Genomic DNA, 20,275 nt, shown 5'->3' on the forward strand with positions numbered 1-20,275 from the left:
TGGTGGGGAGGGTGGCGTCGAGGAGGGCGCGGTGGGGTGGGAGGAAGCCGTGGCGGCCGCCGTCGGGGAGGTGGGCGGGCCAGCCGAGGTCGACGCGGGTGGGGGTGGCGGAAGGGGCGAGGGGGAGGGGGGCGGCCGGGGTGTCGTGGGCGTCGACGAGGGCGCGGCCGCGGGTGAGGACGTCGGCGGGGAGGGTGACCGTGCCGGTGGCGAGGGCGACGAGGTCGATGCGGACGCCGAGGTCGGCCGCGAAGTCGTCGAGGTGGGCGCGGTCGGCGGCCGAGCGCAGGTCGGTGAGGGCGACGATGACGTAGTGGTCGCGCGGGGTGCGGCCGTGCAGGTCACGGATGGTGTTGAGGACGGTGCGGCCGGTGGAGAACTCGTCGTCGACGAGGACGAGGGGGCCGGGTGCGGTGAGCAGGGCCGGGTCCTCGGGGAGCAGGAGGTGGCCGGTGGCGTGGCTGTGCTCCTCCTGGAAGCCGCCGCCCGGGGTGACGCCGGGAACCTCGCGCCGGGTGGAGTGCAGGTACGGCACCGCGCCCAGGCCGTCGGCGACCGCGTGCCCGAGGCCGGTCGCGGTCTCGGCGTAACCGAGCACGAGCGCGCCGGCGGCCTGCTCGCCGAGCAGATCGCGTACGCGGCGGCCGAGATCGTACCCGTGGCCGTACACGACGCGCGGCGACTGCGGCACGTGCTTGCCGAGGACGTCGGAGACGAGCAGATGGGCGCGTTTGGGGTTGCGCCGCAGCGCGAGGCCGAGCAGGTCGTGCAGGCCGTCGCCGTGCAGGGCGACGCCCAGCCGGTCGGCGACCCACTGGCCGGGCCAGGGCGCGTTCGCTGTCATGCGGGGGCGGTTCCGTTTCTTCGGGGGCGTGGGGGGAGGGCGCGGGGACTCAGTCCTGCGGGAGGGAGGCGGCGAGGAGTTCCACGAAGCCGATGTCCTCACGGGCGACGCCGAAAACCTCCGCGCGGCGCAGGGTCCGCTCGGCCCAGGCGCGGTGCGGCTTCACCTCGTTCATCTTGTTGGTGTACGCCGAACGCAGCACCCCGCCGCCGCTGCGGTCCTCGTGCAGGATGTCGGCGGCGTCGCTGAACTCCTCGTGGGTGACCACGCTGAGTGCGTGCACGACCGGCACGTGGGTGGGGTGGATGCAGGTCTTGCCCTGCAGGCCGTTGGCCCGGTCCAGCTCGATCTCGCGGAGCAGGCCGTCCATGTCCCGTTCGATGAGGGAGTCGCGCAGGTCGACCGCCTCGGGGCGGAACGGGCTCATGCGCAGCTGGGGCTTGAACATCCGCTCGTGGTGGCGGAAGTACTCCCAGACCGGGCCGGTGACGGTGTAGCCGCTGCCGTCGGCGCGGCCGAAGACGTTGACCACGTCGGCGATGACGGAGGCGACGATCTGTACGTCGTAGGCGGTCATCGCGGGCGCGCGGCGCAGCCCGTAGGAGGAGCAGAAGTCGGTGACGCCGAGCCGCAGCGCGAGTATCCGCTCGCGGTACTTGTCGACGGTCCGGGAGATCCCGGCGAGCGTCTCGACCCGGGCCTCCAGGTGCATGAGCTGCGGCGACTCCAGGACCGGCATGGCGAACAGCCGGCGGCCGCAGGCGGTCTCGGCGGCGGTGAGCGCCTCGAGGAAGGGAACGCCGGTCTCCTCGGTGAACTTCGGGAGCACGAATCCGGACAGCAGCTCCACGCTTGCGCCCAGCCGGCTCACCAGGTCGGTGATCTGGGCGGGCGTGCGCACCCGGATGAACAGCAGCGGCAGCCTGGCGGCCGCGCCGGGGCGGGCGGCCAGCTCCGCGAACTGGCGGACCAGATTGGCCTCACCAGCGACGACATCCTTGTCGTCAATGGAGTCCTCCAGGCACAGGACCATGGACACCACCCCGCGGCCGGCCTGCTTGAGGACGTCGTCGGCGAGGCGGGGGCGGGTGGCGGGGCTGTAGAGGGTGGCGCCGAGGGCGACAGCGAGCGTATGAACAGGCGAATCTGCGGTGAACTCCTGCGGCTCGCGGTGGAACAGTTCACTCCTGAGGTCCGGAGTGAGGTGTCCGAAGTGGCGCATACGCCCCCTTTCGAGACGGTGGGCCTGGGCATAACTCGGAGATATCTGGCCGATTATCGTACGTGTGAGGATGCGGTACGGGTTCCCATCGCGTATGAAAAACAGGTAACCGGCGCAGGTCCATGGTGTGACCGAGCCGCCGGACCGGCCGCCCGGCACCCGCCGCGTTGTGAGCCACCCCGCCGGAAGGGCAGGATGACCGCTATGACGCAACGGATGGTGAAGGGCTCGAACCTCGCTGTGGACGCCCAGGGCATCCGGGCAGTGCTGAGCTGGACGCCCGGCGCCGGAGCGCCGGACGTGGACGCCTCCGTGCTGCTGCTCGGCCCCGACGGGCGGGTCCGCTCGGACGCGGACTTCGTCTTCTACAACGAGCCCCGGCACCCCTCCGGCCTGGCCCGCCACCTGCCGAAGAAGCGCGTCGCCGACGGCCTCACCGACACCGTGGAGGTGGACCTCGCCGCGCTGGACGCGGGGGTGGACCGCGCGGTGATCGCCGCCTCCTGCGACGGCGGCCCCTTCCGTACCGTCCGCGACCTGTGCCTTTCGCTGTACGACACCGCGGGCCCGGCGCACGCGGCCCCGCTGATCACCTTCGACGTCGTGCCCGACACCGGCCACGAGACCGCGCTGATCTGCGGCGAGCTGTACCGCAAGGGCAGCGGCTGGAAGTTCCGCGCCCTCGGCCAGGGGTACGCCTCGGGCCTGGTCGGGCTCGCCACCGAGTTCGGTGTCGCGGTGGACGACGTGGAGCCTGACTCCGAGCGTACGCCGCCACCGGCCGCTCCCCCGTCCGCGCCCGTCACCGCCGCTCTCCCGGCCACGCAGCCGGCCGTCGAGCCCCCCGCGACCAGCGCCTACGGCTACCCGCTCCAGCCCCCGGCCCACGTCCCGGCCCAGCCCGCCTACGGCTACCCGCAGCCGGTGGCCGCCGCGGCCCCGCCGCCGCCCCCGGTCCACCAGCAGCCCCAGCAGGGCTGGCCGGCCTACGGCTACCCCCAACCGGTCGCCGCGGCCCCCCACCAGCCCCCCCGCGGCGATTCCGGCATCACCCTGCCCCCCCAGGGCCCCCAGTTCCAGCCCACCCGCTGACGCGCCTTCCCCACGCCCCGCCCCACGCCGGACGGAGTCCGGCCGGCCGCCCGCAGCCCGCGAAGCGGCGCAAGGGCGGCCGAAAAATCAGACCTTCGTTTTGTAGCCCCGACCCCACTGCAGGCCCCACCCGTAGAGGCGGTCGATCTCGGCCTGGAAGCCGTAGACATAGCGGACTTCGCGGCGCACGATCAGCTCGCCCTTCTGGTTCTCGATGAGGACCACCGCGCAGGAGCGGGCCTGCGGCTCGCGCTCGTTGAGCGGGATCTCGATGCGCGGGCCGGAGCCCGGGAAGATCTCCACCTTCGCGTGCGTGCGGTCGAAGGCGGGCGTGCCGTCGTAGATGTAGACGAAGACCAGCAGCCGCTTGAACTCGTCGCGCTTGTCGAAGTTGATGAACAGCGTCTCGCCGGAGCCGCTGCCGAACCGGTCGTCGCCGCTCATCTGGATGTACGGCGGCTCGTCCAGGTCGCCCAGGAAGTTGCCGAGCGGCTGGACCACCCCTTTCGAGCCGTCCTTCAGCTCGTACAGGCACGCCAGGTCCAGGTCGACGTTGACCATCGCGGGGCCGGCCGCCTGCACCATTTTCGGCTTGAAAACCTCCGCTTGACGGCGGAAGAACCCGGGCCGGTCGGTGCTCCAGCCACCGGTGTCCGAGGTTCGCATGGACCAGGACAGGTTCACCCGCATGTTCCCCACCGCGGCGCCCTGCTTGCTGAGCGAGATCACCGGATTCCGCTTGGTGAGCTCCACCGAGTGCGCGTTCGCCAGATTGTCGAACTGTCCGGCTTCGCTGGGCCGCAGAAACCGCCACCAGGCCATATGTGTTCTCCACCCTCCCTCACGGCCCCCTGGGGGCCCACCAACCCCTGGCATGACATGACGCTGCCCCCACCGGCCGGCGGGGGCAGCGGTTGACGCGCGGGAGGCCCGGGGGTCAGACCCCGGACTTCACCTCCGCTTTGTCGTCGTCCGACTGTTCAGATCCTTCCCCCAGCCGACGGTTGCGTACCACCGACGACCAGTAGGACGCCGCGATCAGGACAACGCCGACCAGGCCGGTGATGACCTCGCTGACGTTGTACTTGATCGTGATCAGCAGGATGATCGACAGGGCGCCGATCGCGTAGTGGGCGCCGTGCTCGAGGTAGACGTAGTCGTCCAGGGTGCCCTTGCGGACCAGGAAGACGGTGAGCGAGCGGATGTACATCGCGCCGATGCCCAGGCCCAGCGCGATCTGGAAGATGTTGTTGCTGATCGCGAACGCGCCGACGACGCCGTCGAAGGAGAACGACGCGTCGATCACTTCCAGGTAGAGGAACATGAAGAACGCGGCCTTGCCGGCCAGCCCGGCCACCCGGGCGGCGTTCGCCCGCCGTTCCGGAGCCTTGGCCGCCTCGGCGCCCTCGTCCCCGCCCTCCTCGTCGTCGTCCTCCTCGTCGTCGAGCTGGTCCTCGAAGAAACCGGAGATGCCGCCGACCACGAGGTACGTCACCAGGCCCGCCACGCCGGAGAGCAGAACCGTCTCTCCCTTGTCGATGTGGCCGGTGGTGCCGTGCAGCGGGACCCCGGTGGCGACGGTGGTGGCCGCCACGATCAGCACGACCATGGCGATCACCACCGAGAGCATGTCCAGCTTGCCCAGCTTGGCCAGCGGCCGCTCCAGCCAGCTCAGCCAGGTGATCTCCCGCTCCTCGAAGAGGAAGTCCAGGAAGATCATCAGCAGGAACATGCCGCCGAAGGCGGCGATGGCGGGGTGCGCGTTGGTGACCAGCGTCTCGTAGCGGTCGTGGTCGTTGACCGCGATTCTGACCGCTTCCCACGGGCTGAGCTTCGCGGTCACCGCCACGATGATGATCGGGAAGACCAGCCGCATGCCGAAGACGGCGATCAGCACGCCGACGGTGAGGAAGATCCGCTGCCAGAACGGGTTCATCTTGCGCAGGATGCCCGCGTTGACGACGGCGTTGTCGAAGGAGAGGGAGATCTCGAGGACGGCAAGAATCGCAACAAGCGCGAGCCCCTTGCCCTGCCAGAAATACCCGGCCGCGGCCAGGCCGGCGGCGGTCACGCCGAACGACCAGCCGAATGTTCTCAGGAGCACGTGCTTCCCACCCAATCGCTCATGACCACGAAGGCCCCCGCGCGTACGCGGCTTTACGAAACGTTGACCCCGAAGTCTAGGGCGATGCCGCGCAGTCCGGAGGCGTACCCCTGACCCACGGCCCGGAACTTCCACTCGCCGCCGTACCGGTAGAGCTCGCCGAAGATCATCGCGGTCTCCGTCGAGGCGTCCTCGGTCAGGTCGTAGCGAGCGAGTTCCGAGCCGTCGGACTGGTTGAGCACACGGATGTAGGCGTCACTGACCTGTCCGAACGTCTGCGCCCGGGCGTCGGCGTCGTAGATCGACACCGGGAAGACGATCTTGTCGACCCGCTCCGGGACGGCGGTGAGGTCCACCAGTATCGTTTCGTCGTCGCCGCCGGTGCCGCCCACCAGTTCGTCGCCGGTGTGCTCGACCGAGCCGTCCGGGCTCTTGAGGTTGTTGTAGAAGACGAAGTAGTCGTCGCCCAGAACCCGGCCGGCCGCGCACAGCAGGGCACTGGCGTCCAGGTCGAAGTCGGCTCCGGTGGTGGAGCGGGCCCTCCAGCCCAGGCCGATCTGCACCTGGGTGAGATTCGGCGCGGCTTTGGAGAGGGAGACGTTGCCTCCCTTGGCGAGCGTGACGCCCATTGTGGTTGTTCCTCCCCGGTTTCGTTCCGTGTGCGCGTGGTGCCGACGGGCGCGGGCCGTCAGACGTTGACGCCGAAGTCCTGCGCGATGCCGCGCAGGCCCGAGGCGTAGCCCTGGCCGATGGCGCGGAACTTCCACTCGCCGCCGTGCCGGTACAGCTCGCCGAAGACCATCGCGGTCTCCGTCGAGGCGTCCTCGGTCAGGTCGTACCGGGCCAGCTCGCGCTGGTCGGCGGCGTTGACCACCCTTATGTAGGCGTTGCGCACCTGGCCGAAGCTCTGCTGGCGCGACTCGGCGTCGTAGATCGAGACCGGGAAGACGATCTTGGCGACGTCGGCCGGCACGCCGGCCAGGTTGACGTTGATCACCTCGTCGTCGCCCTCGCCCTCACCGGTGAGGTTGTCCCCGGTGTGCTCGACCGAGCCGTCGGGGCTCTTGAGGTTGTTGAAGAACACGAAGTGCTGGTCGGACAGGACCTTGCCCTGTTCGTTGGTGAGCAGCGCGCTCGCGTCGAGGTCGAAGTCGGTGCCCGTGGTGGTGCGTGCGTCCCACCCCAGACCGACGATCACCGCCGTGAGGTTCGGCGCCTCCTTGGTCAGCGAGACGTTGCCACCCTTGCTGAGGCTGACTCCCACGAGTCCTCTCCCGTCCGTTCGGTGCGGTCGGGCTCGCGCCGGGACCGCGTGACAGCTAGGCGTATCGAATGAACGAGCCGAGCTTAGTGACCGGTTCCCTCCGGCCGCAGTGCCTGGAGCGCCTTTGCGTACTCGCGGAGATCCCGGGCCTCCGGCAGGCCGTTGACGATGGTCCAGCGCACGATGCCGGCCGTGTCCACGACGAAGGTGCCGCGCAGCGCGCAGCCCTTGTCCTCGGCGAACACGCCGTACGCACGGGACGCCGTCCCGTGCGGCCAGAAGTCGGACAGCAGCGGGAAGTCCAGGCCCTCGGCGTCGGCGAACACCCGCAGCGCGTGCATCGAGTCGCACGAGACGGCGAGCACCTGCACGTTCTCGTTCTGGAAGGCGTCCAGCTCTTCCTGCACGGCGCGCAGCTCACCCGTGCAGACGCTCGTGAAGGCGAACGGGAAGAACATCAGCAGCACGTTCTTGTGGCCGCGCAGGTCCGAGAGCCGCACCTGCCGCCCGTGCTGGTCGCTCAGCGTGAAGTCCGGGGCAAGCTGGCCCTCTGCGATCACGGTCCCCTCCATCGGTGGCCTGCGATCGCAGAGTACCCGCACTGTGGGCAACCCAAGGGGCGCGGGGAACTGCGCGACCAGCCCACATCCCTGGCGCGGGTCGCCACCGGCCCAAGGGGGCAGTTGCTGCCGTTTCCGGACCACCGGCCGGTGGCCGGTTGCTCGCGCAGTTCCCCGCGCCCCTGGGTACTCCGGTGGCACCGCAGCGCGCATGATCCCCGCGCCCCTGTCGGGGCGCTCCCCGGCGAACCCGGGAGAAACAGGTGAACCTAGCGCTTGGCGGCTCGCGCGGCCTTGGGGGTGACCAACCTGCTGCCGGTCCAATCCTTGGCGGCGTTCACGCTACTGGTCTGGGCCAGGCCCGCCGTCTGCGCGGCTTCACCGATCTCACTGGGCTCGACGTGCCCTTCGCGCCCGGTCTTCGGCGTCATGAGCCAGATCGGGGCGCCGGGGTCGACCGTCGACGTGGCGTCGACGAGGGCGTCGGTGAGGTCGCCGTCCTCCTCGCGGAACCACAGCAGGACGGCGTCGGGCACGTCGTCGTACTCCTCGTCCACGAGCTCCTCGCCCGTGAGCTCCTCGATACCCTCGCGGAGCTCCTGGTCGCAGTCCTCGTCGTACCCGAGCTCCTGGACCACCTGTCCGGGCTCGAAACCAAGCCGGCTCGCCGGGTTGGTCCGCTCCTCCGCGTGGTCCGCGGTCGCGCTCACGCTTTGCCTCCTGTCATGGGAACTCTCTTGGTCCGGGGGCCCGCCACGGTGCGGGCTTATTGGCGGTAGTCCACACGGGCGCGGCGGATCGCGCAAGTACCCGGCGTACGAGACCGCCGAAACGGTGACTATTCGACCGTCTTCCCCGCAACCCGTACCTCCCATGGTGACGCACATCACTCCGCTTTGCCGGTGTTGCGGGTGATTGGCCCCGCGGAGCCGGTCGTACGTCCGAGTGGGCGTAGAGTTCGGGTTTGGCCTCGCCCTCCCGCGCCGCCCGCCGCCGCCCCCAGGGCCGTCTGCCCGCCGCACCCCGACGGAACCCCGGCGGAACCCCAGGGATTACCGCACGGTAGAGATGACGTATCCGGCGCCGCGGTACACGATGGATGGCGGCACGGATGCGGCACGCAAGCGGTCCAGGCCAGACAGTTTTCAGCAGACATCGAGCAGATTTCAGCCCTTCAGTCCCCCGACGTTCAGCCTATTTCAGCGAAGGAACAGCGTGGCTTCCGGATCCGATCGCAACCCGATCATCATTGGCGGCCTTCCCAGCCAGGTCCCGGACTTCGATCCCGAGGAGACGGCGGAATGGCTCGACTCGCTCGACGCAGCGATCGACGAGCGCGGCCGGGAGCGGGCCCGTTACCTGATGCTGCGGCTCATCGAGCGGGCGCGCGAGAAGCGCGTCGCCGTCCCGGAGATGCGCAGCACCGACTACGTCAACACGATCGCCACCAGGGACGAGCCGTACTTCCCGGGCAATGAGGAGATCGAGCGCAAGATCCTCAACGCCACCCGGTGGAACGCGGCCGTCATGGTCTCCCGGGCCCAGCGCCCCGGCATCGGTGTAGGCGGCCACATCGCCACCTTCGCCTCCTCGGCCTCGCTGTACGACGTGGGCTTCAACCACTTCTTCCGGGGCAAGGACGACGGCACCGGGGGCGACCAGATCTTCTTCCAGGGCCACGCCTCGCCGGGCATCTACGCCCGCGCCTTCCTGCTGGACCGGCTCTCCGAGGCCCAGCTCGACGCCTTCCGCCAGGAGCGGTCCAAGGCCCCGTACGGCCTGTCCAGCTACCCGCACCCGCGGCTGATGCCGGACTTCTGGGAGTTCCCGACCGTCTCCATGGGCCTGGGCCCGCTGGGCGCGATCTACCAGGCCCGGATGAACCGCTACATGCACGCCCGCGGCATCGCCGACACCTCCGCCTCGCACGTGTGGGCCTTCCTCGGCGACGGCGAGATGGACGAGCCCGAGTCGCTGGGCCAGCTGTCCATCGCCGCCCGCGAGGGGCTGGACAACCTGACCTTCGTGGTCAACTGCAACCTCCAGCGGCTGGACGGCCCGGTCCGCGGCAACGGCAAGATCATCCAGGAGCTGGAGTCGCAGTTCCGCGGCGCCGGCTGGAACGTGATCAAGCTCGTCTGGGACCGCTCCTGGGACCCGCTGCTGGCCCAGGACCGCGACGGCCTGCTCGTCAACAAGATGAACATCACGCCGGACGGGGCGTTCCAGACGTACGCCACCGAGTCCGGCGACTACATCCGCCGTCACTTCTTCGGCGACGACCAGCGGCTGCGCTCGATGGTCGAGGGCCTCACCGACGACCAGATCCTGCACCTGGGCCGCGGCGGCCACGACCACCGCAAGATCTTCGCCGCCTACACCGCGGCGCTCCAGCACCAGGGGCAGCCCACCGTCATCCTGGCCCAGACGATCAAGGGCTGGACGCTCGGCCCGAACTTCGAGGGCCGCAACGCCACCCACCAGATGAAGAAGCTGACGGTGGACGACCTCAAGCGGTTCCGGGACCGGCTGCACCTGCCGATCACCGACCGGCGGCTGGAGGAGGGCTACCCGCCCTACTACCACCCGGGCCGGGACTCGGAGGAGATCCAGTACATGCACGACCACCGCACGTCGCTGGGCGGCTACGTGCCGACCCGGGTCGTGCGGGCCAAGCCGCTGCCGCTGCCGGGCGACGCGACGTACGCCACCGCGAAGAAGGGCTCCGGCGCCCAGCAGGTGGCCACCACCATGGCCTTCGTGCGGGTGCTCAAGGACCTGATGCGGGACAAGGAGATCGGCAAGCGGTTCGTGCTGATCGCCCCGGACGAGTACCGCACCTTCGGCATGGACGCGTTCTTCCCGAGCGCGAAGATCTACAACCCGCTGGGCCAGCAGTACGAGTCGGTGGACCGCGAACTGCTGCTCGCGTACAAGGAGTCGCCGACCGGGCAGATGCTGCACGACGGCATCTCCGAGGCGGGCTGCACCGCCTCCCTGATCGCGGCCGGCTCGGCGTACGCCACCCACGGCGAGCCGCTGATCCCGGTGTACGTCTTCTACTCGATGTTCGGTTTCCAGCGCACCGGTGACCAGTTCTGGCAGATGGGCGACCAGCTCGCGCGCGGTTTCGTGCTGGGCGCGACCGCGGGCCGCACCACCCTGACCGGTGAGGGCCTGCAGCACGCCGACGGCCACTCCCAGCTGCTGGCCTCCACCAACCCGGCGTGCGTCGCCTACGACCCGGCGTACTCCTTCGAGATCGCCCACATCGTCCAGGACGGCCTGCGCCGGATGTACGGCGAGACCGCGGACGGCAAGCCCGGCGAGGACGTCTTCTACTACCTGACCGTCTACAACGAGCCGATCCGGCATCCCGCCGAGCCGGCCGACGTGGACGTGGAGGGCATCCTCAAGGGCATCCACCGCTTCCGGGCCGGCGAGCAGGGCGCGATCCCGGCGCAGATCCTGGCCTCGGGCGTGGCGGTGCCGTGGGCGCTGGACGCGCAGCGCATCCTGGCCGAGGAGTGGAACGTACGGGCCGACGTGTGGTCGGCGACCTCCTGGAACGAGCTGCGGCGCGAGGCCGTCGCGGTCGAGGAGCACAACCTGCTGCACCCGGAGGAGGAGCAACGGGTGCCGTACGTCACCCGGAAGCTGTCCGGGGCCGAGGGGCCGTTCGTGGCGGTGTCGGACTGGATGCGGTCGGTGCCGGACCAGATCGCCCGCTGGGTGCCGGGCCGCTGGACGTCGCTGGGCGCGGACGGCTTCGGGTTCGCCGACACGCGCGGCGGGGCCCGCCGGTTCTTCCACATCGACGCCCAGTCGATCGTGCTGGCGGTGCTCACCGAACTGGCCCGCGACGGCCGGATCGACCGCTCGGTGCTCAAGCAGGCGATCGACCGCTACCAGCTGCTGGACGTGGCCGCCGCCGATCCCGGCATCGCAGGTGGCGACGCCTGAGCCGTTCTCCGAGGTCGTGCGCCGGACGCCGCTGGGCGCCGGCGCACGACCGCATGCCCGGCGCGCGCCCCGGCGTCCGGCCGGTCGTATCGTCTTCCCGGCGCACCCCAGCCGTAAAACGTGACGTGAATCACTGTGACCTCGGGCATGCCCGCGCGTCTTCTACTGTGGATACGACGCATCGTCAGCCCGACGATCCGTCCCCGTTCCCCGGCTGCTCCGCCTGATCCCGGGACGATTCCGCGAGGCATCTGCGAGTGACCCTTCTCGACGCGCGCCTGAGCTCCACCTCTTTCCGCGCTCTGCTGGCCCTCTCCGTGGTCTTCGTCATGCTGGCCACCACCGGCTGGACGGCGCTGCGGCCCAGCGGCGGCGGGGATCCGCGCGCGCTGGCCCTGTCGGCGTGGATGCGCGGCTCGGTCGGCGTCCGCAAGCTGCCCGACCCGGAGTCGGCGCCGGGCACCATCGCCCGCTTCTTCGCCTCGCTGACGAAGGCTCAGCGGCTGCGCCTGGCCGACCGCTACCCGCTGGTGGTGGGCAACCTCAACGGCGCGCCGCTGGCCCTGCGCTATCTGGCCAACCGGCGGGCGCTGGCCACCGCCCAGGTGCAGGAGCTGGCCCGCGCCAAGAGCGATCAGCTCTCCGCGGCCGGCCGGCACGACGCGGCCCGCCTGGCGCACCGGTTCGCCTCGATGCTCAGCGGCCACCGGCAGATCCTCGCCTTCGACCCGACCGGCGCCGGCCGCGCCGCCGAGGTCTTCGGCGACCTGTCCACCGCCACCCGGGTGTCCATCGTGGTACCCGGCGTGGACACCGACCTGCTCACCTTCGAGCGCACGTCCAAGCCGTACCAGGCCCCGGTCGGCATGGCCCGGTCGCTGTACGGCGCCGAGCACGCGCTGGCACCGGCCGCGCGCACCGCGGTGATCGCCTGGGCTGACTACACGACCCCGGCCGGAGTCGGCCTGGACGCGTCCACCGGCCAGCTCGCCGAACGCGGCGCGACCCGGCTGGAGTCCCTGCTGACCGCCCTGCCGCGGCACTCCGAGGTGTCGCTGTTCTGCCACTCCTACGGCTCGGTGCTGTGCGGCGTGGCCGCGCCCGACCTGCCGCGCGGGCGGGTCGCGGACATCACCGTCTTCGGCAGTCCGGGCATGCGCGCCCAGCACGCCTCCGACCTGGGCACCACCGCGCACATCTGGGCGGCCCGGGACGGCAGCGACTGGATCAGCGACGTGCCGCACCTGGAGTTCGCCGGCCTCGGCCACGGCCAGGACCCGGTCTCGGACTCCTTCGGCGCCCGCGTGATCAGCGCGGCCGGCGCCAAGGGCCATCCCGGTTACTTCGCCCCGGGCACCACCAGCCTGGCCAACTTCGCGGACATTGCCCTCGGCGACTACACCGCCGTCACCTGCCGCAACGGCGGCGAGGTCTGCGTCGCCGGGCTCTAGGCCGTGTCTGCCAAATTTCGCCTGTCCCGCGACGCCCTGCACGCACGCTCGCTGCGTTGTCGGTCGTCGGCGCAGCCCGCTGCGCTCTCCTCCCTCCGCCTTGCGATCGCACGCACCGGACGCCGCGGGCCCCGCCCTGGCGGGCGGACGACGCTCTTTGTCAGACACGACCTCGCCCGTGAGTACGGCGACGCGCGTAGCGCCGGGAAGCAGCCCCCGCGGCCGACCCGGTCCTAAGCTGATCCTTATGGGTGAGGTGCTGGCCGGGAACAACGCCGTGTGGGAGTTCGAGCCCGACGCGCTGGTGATCCGGTACAGCAGGGGCGTACGGGGCTCACGGCTGCTCCAGGCGCTCGGGGAGCGTCGTGTGCCGCACGAGGCCCTGCGGGGCGTCGAGCTGACCGACGGGCGCAAGGGCACCGCGGTGCTGCGGGCCGAGCCCTGGCCCGGCGCCGACCCCCTGATCGAGACCGCCGCCGGCCAGCTCAAGGAGACCGCGGACCCCTACCGGCTCGTCGTGCCCGACCAGAACCGCGTGCTCGCCGAGTTCTACCGCGACGAATTGCGCGCCGCGATCGAGGCGGCGGGCCGGGCCGAGCCCCCGGCCCGCTTCCTGGTCGCCGCCCCGCCCGTACCGCGCTCCTTCAAGGCCTACGACGCGAAGGCCTTCTTCGACGGCCGCACCGTCGTCTTCCGCTGGTTCTGGACCGGCGCGTCCACCGCCAAATGGAAGGCGGGGGATCAGTCTTTTCCCGTGGAACAGCTCACCGGCGTCGACTGGCGCTCGCCCGAACTCCTCCACGGCCACCTACGGCTCCTTCTGCGCGAAGAGGCTGCCCCTCCGCCCGGAGGCACCTTGCACGCCCTCGGCAAGGCGGTGCCTTCTCCGAGCGAGGCCGACCAGGATCCGACGGCGGTTGTCTTCGGGCTCGGTTACGGTCCCGTCCACGAGTCGTTGCCGTTCGCCGCGGCCGTGCTTTCCGCTGTTCAAGCCGCACGGGTGCGGCCCGAACCCTGAGCCGGCGCTCTGCGGAGTAGCCGCACCTTCCAGGGGCGCGGGGCTGCGTTTGATTTGCGGCTGGCGCCGCGTGGGCGCGAGGAACCCAATTCCGTGGCGCGGGTCGCCACCGCCCCAAAGGGGCAATTGCTGTCGCATCCGGACCACCGGCCTGTGGCCGGCTGAGCGCGCAGTTCCCCGCGCCCCCATTAGTTCCCCTACTCCCGCGACAGCGCCGTAGAAGACATGTCGGGGTAGCGGTCCCCCGCGACCTGGGCGGCAATCGCGTCCAGGGAGGCAAGCTCGGCCTCGGACAGGGTGATCCGGGTGGCGCCGGCGTTCTCGCGGACGCGGGAGGCCTTGCGGGTGCCGGGGATGGGGATGACGGAGAGGCCGTGGACCTGGGCCTGCTGCTGGACCCAGGCGAGGGCGATCTGGCCGGGGGTGGCGTCGTGGGCGGTGGCTGCGGCGCGGAGGGGTTCGAGGAGGGCCGCGTTGCGCTTGGCGTTGTCGCCGGTGAAGCGGGGCTGGGTGTGGCGGAAGTCGCCCGCGCCGAGGTTGGTGGCGTCGGCGAACGCACCGGTGAGGAAGCCGCGGCCGAGCGGGGAGTACGGGACCAGGGCGATGCCGAGTTCGGCGGCGGCCGCGACCGCGGAGATCTCGACGTCGCGGCTGAACAGGGACCACTCGGACTGCACCGCGGCGATCGGGTGCACCGCGTGGGCCTCGCGGATCTCCGCGCCGGTGACCTCGGACAGGCCGAGGTGGCGGACCTTGCCCTCGGTGACCAGTTCGGCCATGGCGCCGATGGACTCGGCCAGCGGGACGGCGGGGTCCCGGCGGTGCATGTAGTACAGGTCGATCACGTCGATGCCCAGCCGGGTGAGGCTGCCCTCGACGCATTCGCGGATGTAGGCCGGGTCGTTGGAGACACCCCGGTACGCCGGGTCGTCGGCGCGGCGGACGATGCCGTACTTGGTGGCCAGGGTGATCTCGTCGCGGTGCGCCTTGACGAAGGGCGACAGGAACTCCTCGTTGGCCCCCATGCCGTACGCGTTCGCGGTGTCGAACAGGGTGACGCCGAGGTCGAGCGCGGTCTCCAGCGTCTCGCGCGCGGCGGCCTCGTCCGTGGCGCCGTAGAACTCGCTCATGCCCATGCAGCCCAGGCCCTGCACCCCGACCACGGGACCGCCGGTGCCGAGGGTCGCCGTGCCGGTCTTCTCGCTGTCGTTCGTCATCAGGCGCCCGTCCTCTCCTGGGCGCGCGCGGCGCCCGCGTATGAATCGATCTTGCCGTCGAGCACCGTGAGGGTGCCCTGGAGTTCGGCGATCCGCTGGAGCACGTCCAGCCGGGTCGCCTCCAGCAGCGCGCGGCGCTGGGCGAAGGTGTCGTCGCCGGCCCGGACCAGCTCGGCGTAGGTGACCATGTCGGACACCGGCATGCCGGTCAGCCGGAGCTTGCCGACCAGCGCCAGCCAGTCCAGGTCGCGGTTGGTGAACCGGCGCTGGCCGGTGTGCGAGCGGTCGACGTGCGGCATCAGCCCGATCCGCTCGTACCAGCGCAGGGTGTGGGCGCTCAGGCCGGTGAAGGCGGCGACCTCGCTGATGGTGTACCGGTCCTGGCCGTCCGGCCGCAGGTACCGCTCGACGTCGCAGCTCCCGGTTTCGTCGGTCTTGCTCTCAGCCACTCGTACGACCGTCATGCTCTCCACGCTAGGACCTTGGAGCGCACTCCAAGCAACCCGGTCCCACGGCGTGGATAGGCTCGGGCCCGTGGAGAGCCTTGGGTTGATCGGGACATGGCCGGTGGACGGTGCGGCGGCCGGCGTGGTGCGCCGGGACGGCACGGTGGCCGGCACGTACGGCGCGGTGGACCGGCCGTTCCGGCTGGCGTCGGTGACCAAGCCGCTGGCCGCGTACGCGGTGCTGGTGGCGTACGAGGAGGGCGTCTTCGAGCTGGACGACCCGGCCGGGCCGGAGGGCTCGACGGTACGGCACCTGCTCGCGCACGCCTCCGGGCTGGCCTTCGACGAGGACCGGGTGATGGCCGCGCCGGGCACGCGGCGGCTGTACTCCAACACCGGGTTCGAGGTGCTGGGGCGGACCGTGACGGCGGCGACCGGGATGCCGTTCGCGGAGTATCTGCGGCAGGCGGTGCTGGAGCCGCTGGGGATGACCGCGACCTCGCTGCCGGGCTCGCCCGCGGCCGACGGGATCTCCACGGCGGCGGACCTGCTGCGCTTCGCCGCCGAGCTCCAGGCGCCCAGGCTGCTGCACCCCTCCACGGTGGCCACGGCGACCTCGGTGGTCTTCCCCGGGCTGAAGGGCGTGCTGCCGGGCTACGGCCACCAGAACCCCAACGACTGGGGGCTGGGCTTCGAGATCCGCACCACCAAGTCCCCGCACTGGACCGGGACCCGCTCCTCGCCGGCCACTTTCGGCCACTTCGGCCAGGCGGGCACCTTCCTGTGGGTGGACCCGGTGGCCGGCGCCGCCTGCACCGTCCTCACCGACCGCGCCTTCGGCGAGTGGGCGCTGCCCCGCTGGCCGGAACTGACCGACGCGGTGCTGGCGGAGCTGGCTGAGATCCAATAGCGGCCCGTCAGCCGTAGGAGGGTTCGCCGTCCATGGCCAGGGCGAGGTATTCCGCCTCGCCGTCGGGTTCGGCGTGCAGGCCGGCTTCCGCGGTGATCCGGGCGGCGTCGCCGGGGCCGAGGGTGTGGCCGGCGAGCCGCAGCCGGCCGCGGACGCAGTGCACGTAGAGGAAGGGCGCCGCGGGCAGCGGCGCCGCGCTGCGCAGGACCAGCAGTTCGGCGCCGGGCTGGCCGAGGGGGGCCAGGTCGGCGGCGGTGCGGACGGCGTACCGCGGCGGGGTGCCGAAGGCCGCCGGGTGCAGCCACATCTGCACGAAGGTCAGCGGGCCGGTGCCCTCGTTGCGCTCGGTGTGCCGCACCCCGGCGCCGGCGCTGAGCAGTTGTGCCTGCCCGGGCCGTACGACCGCGCTGTGCCCGGCGGAGTCGTGGTGCGTCAACTCGCCCTCGACCACCCAGGTGACGATCTCCGTGTCCCGGTGCGGGTGCTCGGCGAATCCCGCCCCCGGGGCGAGACGCTCCTCGTTGCAGGCCAGCAGGAGGCCGAAGCGCAGATTGGTGGGGTCGTAGTGGGCGCCGAAGGAGAAGGCATGCCGGCTGTCGATGCCCGCCCCGGGGTCTCCCCCGCGGTACCGCTCCGCGTCCCGGCGCACCTCGATCATGCCGCCACCGTACCGGTCCCGGAGCCGCCCGCCCCGGCCGCGCTCCCGTCCTCCGCCGCACCGGATCAGGCCGTACCCGATCCGGCCGGCGGCGGCCGGGAGCGCGGAACCCCAGAGGGCAGTGCCCAGCTCATCACGGATCTTCCACCCCCGCACCCCGGGGCCCGGCCGATGAGGCAGGCTTGTCCCGTGGCCCCTCCCTCGCAACCCTCGCAACCTTCGCACCCCGCACCCACGCCCGTCGTGCACGGCCGGGGTGACCATTCCGCGACGCTGCGCCGGCTGGAGAAGTCCGCGGGACGGCTGGCCGCGCGCGCGATCGCCCGGATGGACGAGCAGCTCCCGTGGTACCGGGCGATGCCGCCGGAGAACCGCTCCTGGATCGGCCTGGTCGCCCAGGCCGGTATCGCGGCCTTCACCGAGTGGTTCCGCCACCCCGAGGCACCGCAGGCGATCAGCACCGACGTGTTCGGCACCGCGCCGCGCGAGCTGACCCGGGCGATCTCGCTGCGGCAGACCGTGGAGATGGTCCGCACCACCATCGAGGTCATGGAATCGGCCATCGACGACGTGGCCGCGCCCGGCGACGAGTCGGTGCTGCGCGAGGCGCTGTTGGTGTACGCGCGGGAGATCGCCTTCGCCACGGCCCAGGTGTACGCGCAGGCCGCCGAGGCCCGCGGCGCCTGGGACGCCCGGCTGGAGTCACTGGTGGTCAACGCGGTGCTCTCCGGCGAGGCCGACGAGGGCGTGCTGTCCCGGGCCGCGGCCCTGGGCTGGAACTCCCCGGACAAGATCGTGGTGGTGCTGGGCACCGCGCCCAACGGGGACAGCGAGCTGACCGTGGAGGCGATCCGCCGGGCCTCGCGGCACGCCAAGCTCCAGGTGCTCACCGGTGTGCTGGGCGAGCGGCTGGTGGTGGTCGCGGGCGGCGACGGCGATCCGCTGCGTGTCGCCAAGGCCCTGATCGGCCCGTTCGCGCCCGGGCCGGTGGTGGCCGGGCCGGTGGTCGGCGACCTGCTGTCGGCCACGCGCTCGGCGCAGGCCGCGGCCGCCGGGCTGAAGGCGTGCGCGGCCTGGCCGGACGCGCCGCGGCCGGTGCTGTCCGACGATCTGCTGCCGGAACGCGCGATGGCCGGGGACCGATATGCTCGTGAGCAATTGGTGGAGGAGATCTACAGGCCCCTCGAAGAGGCCGGCTCCGCGCTGCTGGAAACGCTGAGTGTCTACCTGGAGCAGGCGTCCTCCCTCGAAGGCGCCGCGCGGATGCTTTTCGTTCACCCCAACACCGTTCGCTACCGGCTGCGACGTGTGACGGACGTCACCGGGTGGTCACCCTCCGATGTGCGGTCGGCTTTCACCCTGCGCATCGCCCTCATCCTCGGCCGACTGTCCGATGCGGACCGGTCTCGCTGAGTCTTTGTGGGACACCCACAAATCACCTGACAGTTCTTGGTCCCTGTCCCCACGGGCGGTCCGGCCCGCCCGCGAGAGAGAGTGTGAAGGTGCTCGTACTCGTCGCTCCCGGCCAGGGCGCCCAGACGCCCGGCTTCCTCGCTCCTTGGCTCGAACTGCCCGGCACCGCCGACCGTCTCGAGAGCTGGTCGGCCGCAGCCGGACTCGACCTCGCCCACTTCGGCACCAAGGCCGACGCGGACGAGATCCGTGACACGAAGGTGGCCCAGCCGCTGCTGGTGGCCGCGGGCCTGCTGTCCGCCGCAGAGCTGGGTGTCGTCCCGGACACCGTCGCCGGGCACAGTGTCGGCGAGATCACCGCGGCCTCGCTGGCCGGGGTGCTCTCCGACCAGGACGCCATGACGTTCGTGGCCACCCGCGGCCGCGCGATGGCCGAGGCCGCCGCGGTCACGCAGACCGGTATGTCCGCCGTGCTCGGCGGCGACCCCGACGAGGTGGTGGCCCACCTGTCCGGGCTCGGCCTGACGCCGGCGAACATCAACGGCGCCGGCCAGATCGTGGCGGCCGGCACGGCGGAGCAGCTCGCGGCGCTGGCCGCGGACAAGCCCGCGAAGACGAAGGTGATCGCGCTCAAGGTGGCCGGGGCCTTCCACACCGCGCACATGGCACCGGCCGTGGCGGAACTGGAGGCGCTGGCGCCCTCGCTGACGGTCTCCGACCCGAAACTGCCGTATGTGTCCAACGCGGACGGGCAGGAGGTGGACAGCGGCACCGATGTGGTGCGTCGGCTGGTCGCCCAGGTGTCCAACCCCGTGCGCTGGGACCTGTGCATGGAGACGTTCAAAGCGCGCGGCGTCACCGCGATCATCGAGGTGTCGCCCGGCGGCACGCTGGTCGGACTTGCCAAGCGGGCGCTCCCCGGGGTACGGACGGTGGCGCTGAAGACGCCGGCCGACCTGGACGCGGCGCGTGCCCTGGTCGCCGAGACCGGCGCGGCCGGCGCCGCACAAGCCGAAGCCGAATAGGAGCCCGTGAGCGGATGTCAGCGAAGATCAGGCCCAGCAAAGGCGCGCCGTACGCGCGGATCCTCGGCGTCGGCGGCTACCGCCCGACGCGTGTGGTGCCCAACGAGGTGATCCTGGAGCACATCGACTCCAGCGACGAGTGGATCAGGTCCCGGTCGGGCATCGCGTCCCGGCACTGGGCGGGCCCCGAGGAGACCGTGGCCGAGATGTCGCTCGCGGCCGGCGGCAAGGCGATCGCGGACGCCGGGATCGACCCGTCCGAGATCGACGGCGTGATCGTCGCGACCGTCTCGCACTTCAAGCAGACCCCGGCGGTCGCCACCGAGATCGCGCACCGGATCGGCGCGGGCATGCCGGCGGCGTTCGACATCTCCGCGGGCTGTGCCGGCTTCGCCTACGGCCTCACGCTGGCCAAGAGCATGGTGGTGGACGGCACCGCGAGCAAGGTGCTGGTGATCGGCGTGGAGCGGCTGAGCGACCTGACCGACAAGGAGGACCGTTCCACGGCCTTCCTGTTTGGTGACGGCGCCGGCGCGGTCGTGGTCGGCCCGTCCCAGGAGCCGGCGATCGGCCCGACGGTGTGGGGCTCGGAGGGCGACAAGTCCGAGACCATCAAGCAGACCGTGGCGTGGGACGTCTACCGCGACGCGGACCCGGGCCAGGTGCGTTTCCCGGCCATCACCCAGGAGGGCCAGGCGGTCTTCCGCTGGGCGGTGTTCGAGATGGCCAAGGTGGCCCAGGAGGCGCTGGACGCGGCCGGGATCACCGCCGAGGAACTGGACGTCTTCATCCCGCACCAGGCGAACATGCGGATCATCGACTCGATGGTCAAGACCCTCAAGCTGCCGGACCACGTCGCGGTCGCCCGTGACGTGGAGACCACCGGCAACACCTCCGCCGCGTCGATCCCGCTCGCCATGGAGCGGCTGCTCGCCACGGGCCAGGCCAAGAGCGGGGACACCGCGCTGGTCATCGGCTTCGGGGCGGGTCTGGTCTACGCGGCGACGGTCGTTACGCTCCCCTAGCAATCGCAACAGCAGCGGACCGCCGCCGGCCGTCCGTTCCGAACAACGTTTCATCGACACACC

General features: G+C 71.3%; 19 protein-coding genes. 8 read left to right on the forward strand and 11 right to left on the reverse strand.

Annotated elements, in window-relative coordinates; all coding sequences use genetic code 11:
- Both ITX44_RS34635 and ITX44_RS34640 read right to left on the reverse strand, forming a co-directional pair.
- Positions 1-844 (reverse strand): phosphoribosyltransferase domain-containing protein (locus tag ITX44_RS34635; RefSeq protein WP_205362917.1); only part of this gene is annotated, 844 nt, incomplete at its 3' end.
- 49 nt (positions 845-893) lie between these two features.
- Positions 894-2,066: an HpcH/HpaI aldolase/citrate lyase family protein gene (locus ITX44_RS34640; protein ID WP_205362919.1), complete on the reverse strand. Its 1,173-nt coding sequence runs from the start codon at positions 2,064-2,066 to the stop codon at positions 894-896.
- A 204-nt stretch (positions 2,067-2,270) separates the two neighbouring features.
- Here ITX44_RS34640 and ITX44_RS34645 point away from each other — a divergent pair, with 204 nt between their 5' ends.
- Positions 2,271-3,158 (forward strand): TerD family protein, encoded by an 888-nt coding sequence (locus ITX44_RS34645; protein ID WP_205362921.1) that lies wholly within the window; start codon positions 2,271-2,273, stop codon positions 3,156-3,158.
- An 87-nt stretch (positions 3,159-3,245) separates the two neighbouring features.
- Here ITX44_RS34645 and ITX44_RS34650 read toward each other — a convergent pair whose 3' ends face one another.
- From ITX44_RS34650 to ITX44_RS34675, 6 genes are all read right to left on the reverse strand, one after another.
- Positions 3,246-3,980 (reverse strand): TerD family protein, encoded by a 735-nt coding sequence (locus ITX44_RS34650; RefSeq protein WP_205362929.1) that lies wholly within the window; start codon positions 3,978-3,980, stop codon positions 3,246-3,248.
- A 115-nt stretch (positions 3,981-4,095) separates the two neighbouring features.
- Positions 4,096-5,262 carry a DUF475 domain-containing protein gene (locus ITX44_RS34655; RefSeq protein WP_205362930.1) on the reverse strand — a complete coding sequence of 389 codons (1,167 nt, stop codon included), beginning with the start codon at positions 5,260-5,262 and terminating at the stop codon, positions 4,096-4,098.
- A gap of 53 nt (positions 5,263-5,315) precedes the next feature.
- Entirely contained in the window at positions 5,316-5,891 is a 576-nt protein-coding gene (locus ITX44_RS34660) for a TerD family protein (RefSeq protein WP_205362931.1), read from the reverse strand.
- Between the two features lie 59 nt (positions 5,892-5,950).
- Complete coding sequence (locus ITX44_RS34665) at positions 5,951-6,526, reverse strand: TerD family protein (protein ID WP_205362932.1); 576 nt, start codon at positions 6,524-6,526, stop codon at positions 5,951-5,953.
- A gap of 83 nt (positions 6,527-6,609) precedes the next feature.
- Entirely contained in the window at positions 6,610-7,086 is a 477-nt protein-coding gene (locus ITX44_RS34670; RefSeq protein WP_504739969.1) for a peroxiredoxin, read from the reverse strand.
- Between the two features lie 269 nt (positions 7,087-7,355).
- Complete coding sequence (locus ITX44_RS34675) at positions 7,356-7,796, reverse strand: DUF3052 domain-containing protein (protein WP_205362934.1); 441 nt, start codon at positions 7,794-7,796, stop codon at positions 7,356-7,358.
- 505 nt (positions 7,797-8,301) lie between these two features.
- Between ITX44_RS34675 and aceE the strand changes: the two genes are divergently transcribed.
- From aceE to ITX44_RS34690, 3 genes are all read left to right on the forward strand, one after another.
- Positions 8,302-11,049 (forward strand): pyruvate dehydrogenase (acetyl-transferring), homodimeric type, encoded by a 2,748-nt coding sequence (gene aceE / locus ITX44_RS34680; RefSeq protein ID WP_205362939.1) that lies wholly within the window; start codon positions 8,302-8,304, stop codon positions 11,047-11,049.
- A gap of 257 nt (positions 11,050-11,306) precedes the next feature.
- Positions 11,307-12,500: an alpha/beta hydrolase gene (locus ITX44_RS34685; protein WP_307795627.1), complete on the forward strand. Its 1,194-nt coding sequence runs from the start codon at positions 11,307-11,309 to the stop codon at positions 12,498-12,500.
- A 247-nt stretch (positions 12,501-12,747) separates the two neighbouring features.
- Positions 12,748-13,518, forward strand: coding sequence for a DUF4429 domain-containing protein (locus ITX44_RS34690; protein WP_205362940.1), 771 nt, complete (start codon positions 12,748-12,750; stop codon positions 13,516-13,518).
- A gap of 197 nt (positions 13,519-13,715) precedes the next feature.
- Here the strand turns inward: ITX44_RS34690 and ITX44_RS34695 are convergent, their stop codons facing one another.
- Positions 13,716-14,735, reverse strand: a complete 1,020-nt coding sequence (locus ITX44_RS34695) for an aldo/keto reductase (protein WP_205362941.1) — start codon at positions 14,733-14,735, stop codon at positions 13,716-13,718.
- A complete protein-coding gene (locus ITX44_RS34700) occupies positions 14,735-15,199 on the reverse strand; it encodes a MerR family transcriptional regulator (RefSeq protein WP_205362942.1) in 465 nt (154 codons plus the stop codon). The genes ITX44_RS34695 and ITX44_RS34700 overlap by 1 nt, the downstream gene beginning before the upstream one ends.
- 70 nt (positions 15,200-15,269) lie before the next feature.
- Between ITX44_RS34700 and ITX44_RS34705 the strand changes: the two genes are divergently transcribed.
- Entirely contained in the window at positions 15,270-16,091 is an 822-nt protein-coding gene (locus ITX44_RS34705) for a serine hydrolase domain-containing protein (protein ID WP_205362943.1), read from the forward strand.
- Between the two features lie 7 nt (positions 16,092-16,098).
- On the opposite strand, the gene ITX44_RS34710 is transcribed toward ITX44_RS34705, so the two are convergent.
- Positions 16,099-16,749: a pirin family protein gene (locus tag ITX44_RS34710; protein WP_205362945.1), complete on the reverse strand. Its 651-nt coding sequence runs from the start codon at positions 16,747-16,749 to the stop codon at positions 16,099-16,101.
- 171 nt (positions 16,750-16,920) lie between these two features.
- Between ITX44_RS34710 and ITX44_RS34715 the strand changes: the two genes are divergently transcribed.
- From ITX44_RS34715 to ITX44_RS34725, 3 genes are all read left to right on the forward strand, one after another.
- Entirely contained in the window at positions 16,921-18,162 is a 1,242-nt protein-coding gene (locus tag ITX44_RS34715; RefSeq protein WP_236062230.1) for a PucR family transcriptional regulator, read from the forward strand.
- Positions 18,163-18,251: 89 nt separating this feature from the next.
- The gene (locus ITX44_RS34720) at positions 18,252-19,187 is read left to right on the forward strand and encodes an ACP S-malonyltransferase (RefSeq protein WP_205362948.1); all 936 of its coding nucleotides are present in this window, start codon (positions 18,252-18,254) and stop codon (positions 19,185-19,187) included.
- A gap of 14 nt (positions 19,188-19,201) precedes the next feature.
- Positions 19,202-20,212, forward strand: coding sequence for a ketoacyl-ACP synthase III (locus ITX44_RS34725; protein WP_205362950.1), 1,011 nt, complete (start codon positions 19,202-19,204; stop codon positions 20,210-20,212).
- Positions 20,213-20,275 lie beyond the last annotated feature (63 nt).

Source organism: Actinacidiphila acididurans (assembly GCF_016918855.1).
Classification (GTDB): Bacteria; Actinomycetota; Actinomycetes; order Streptomycetales; family Streptomycetaceae; genus Actinacidiphila; species Actinacidiphila acididurans.

Coding starts and splice junctions, on each gene's coding strand:
- ITX44_RS34725 (WP_205362950.1), top strand. CDS start 19,202: ATGTCAGCGAAGATCAGGCCCAGCAAAGGCGCGCCGTACGCGCGGATC.
- ITX44_RS34650 (WP_205362929.1), bottom strand. CDS start 3,980: ATGGCCTGGTGGCGGTTTCTGCGGCCCAGCGAAGCCGGACAGTTCGAC.
- ITX44_RS34660 (WP_205362931.1), bottom strand. CDS start 5,891: ATGGGCGTCACGCTCGCCAAGGGAGGCAACGTCTCCCTCTCCAAAGCC.
- ITX44_RS34645 (WP_205362921.1), top strand. CDS start 2,271: ATGACGCAACGGATGGTGAAGGGCTCGAACCTCGCTGTGGACGCCCAG.
- ITX44_RS34715 (WP_236062230.1), top strand. CDS start 16,921: ATGAGGCAGGCTTGTCCCGTGGCCCCTCCCTCGCAACCCTCGCAACCT.
- ITX44_RS34695 (WP_205362941.1), bottom strand. CDS start 14,735: ATGACGAACGACAGCGAGAAGACCGGCACGGCGACCCTCGGCACCGGC.
- ITX44_RS34700 (WP_205362942.1), bottom strand. CDS start 15,199: ATGACGGTCGTACGAGTGGCTGAGAGCAAGACCGACGAAACCGGGAGC.
- ITX44_RS34710 (WP_205362945.1), bottom strand. CDS start 16,749: ATGATCGAGGTGCGCCGGGACGCGGAGCGGTACCGCGGGGGAGACCCC.
- ITX44_RS34690 (WP_205362940.1), top strand. CDS start 12,748: ATGGGTGAGGTGCTGGCCGGGAACAACGCCGTGTGGGAGTTCGAGCCC.
- ITX44_RS34640 (WP_205362919.1), bottom strand. CDS start 2,066: ATGCGCCACTTCGGACACCTCACTCCGGACCTCAGGAGTGAACTGTTC.